The sequence below is a fragment of the Pseudomonadota bacterium genome (genome assembly GCA_010028905.1).
In the GTDB taxonomy this organism is placed as follows: Bacteria; Vulcanimicrobiota; Xenobia; order RGZZ01; family RGZZ01; genus RGZZ01.
This window is the reverse complement of sequence record RGZZ01000783.1, coordinates 1-1,486: the sequence shown is the minus strand read 5'-3', so window position 1 is coordinate 1,486 and position 1,486 is coordinate 1. Positions and strand designations below refer to the sequence as shown.

Genomic DNA, 1,486 nt, shown 5'->3' with positions numbered 1-1,486 from the left:
GCTGCCGTTGTCGGCCACGATCATTCCGTAGCGCTGCAGGGCCACGAGCACGACACGCGCCTGTGATGGATAGCCCGACACGTCGAACGACCGCTTGAGCCGCACACGCATCCCCATGGGGGGCAGCAGTGCGTCGGCGTCGCTCGATGCAAAGTGGGTGGCGGGCGGAAGATACGCCCGTCGCGTATGCGAGACCGTGAATCGCAAGGCATGGCGGATCTCGCGCTGCCCCACCACCTCGTCGTAGCGCGCCAGACCGGGGAAGATGGGCAGGCCCGCCGCATCGGCGGAGGTCCAGCCGCTCGGGCGCAGGCGGTTCGACGACAGATCGAACACGGCGCCGCTTCCCGCCGCCCAGCGAACAACGCCATTCGGCCCACGGCGCCGCTCGGCGTGATAGAGCTCATACAGCTTCTGATGCGACGGGTCGACCACCAGCACGTGACGGTCGCTCCCCTTCTCGACAGGGGCGTCTGGGGGAATGGGGTAGGGTCCGGGATCACTCTCGTCGCCGTACTCGTTGAACACCACCGGCACCCGCGGCTGGCCCGAAGGCACCACGACGTAGGGAATCCCGAACGGTCCGCCATCCCAGCTGGCTCCGAAATCGGCGTGCAGCGGCGCGTTTGCTCCGATGCGACGGATGATGTCATCTGACCGAGGGTCGACCGCCAGCCCATCGACGCGCTGATTCCACGGGTTGTCATCTGGGAACGGTCGCCACCCCTCGAGACCCGCGTTCGCCCCCACCGCACGCGCGCTGGCCTGCGAATGAAACCGCAGCACAAGCAATGCGACCACCGCGACCACGAACAGCACGAGCAATCGACGATGATGTCTCATCTGACCTCCTCTCGTCCCCCGACGAATAAACCTAAGGCCCCGTGGCAGGGCCTGGCTCCCCAGCGATGCCTCGCCTCACGCCGCATGCGACTTGTCTCCACGCCGCCAGGTGTCGATCTTGGCGAGCATGCCCTGCCAGAACGCGCACCGCCCCTCCAGGCGCTTGGCGGGATCGAGGAAGTCGGCGGGGTTTGCGACACCCAGCGCCTTCTTCTTGATCTCTGGATCGAGCCACGTGCTTGGCTCGAGGCCCGTGGCCCGATAGATGTGGTACTCCGCCTTGCGCCACACGTTGAGCTTGTCGAGCAGCGGATTGGCCATTCCGTTCACGATGCAGTAGGAACCGACGGGCTGGGCATGGTGTGCATCGTGCGCCTTCGTGCCCTGCATCACGCCGAGGTTCTGGAGCACCTTGACGGGGCCCGGTGACCGCGCGATCCGCTTCTTTGCGGCGGGCGGCCTTGCCCAGCACCGCAGCGGTGACCGCCGACGCGGCGACGGCTCCGACTCAACTCTCCCCATATCGAGGAAGAACATCCGGAGAACAGGGGATGGCGATGGGCACGATGGACGCCACACCCGACCGAAGCGCGAAGGCCGCGGGACCCTTCTTGATGGCGCCGATGCGCCCTTCCTTGTGCTC

At 66.6% G+C, this 1,486-nt stretch carries 2 protein-coding genes; both read right to left on the bottom strand.

The annotated features are described in order from the left end of the window. A partial coding sequence (locus tag EB084_25275) for a hypothetical protein (GenBank protein ID NDD31576.1) occupies window positions 1-843 on the bottom strand: 843 nt, incomplete at its 3' end. Window positions 844-918: 75 nt separating this feature from the next. Beyond that, window positions 919-1,380 carry a hypothetical protein gene (locus tag EB084_25270; protein ID NDD31575.1) on the bottom strand — a complete coding sequence of 154 codons (462 nt, stop codon included), beginning with the start codon at window positions 1,378-1,380 and terminating at the stop codon, window positions 919-921. Between the last annotated feature and the right edge of the window lie 106 nt (window positions 1,381-1,486).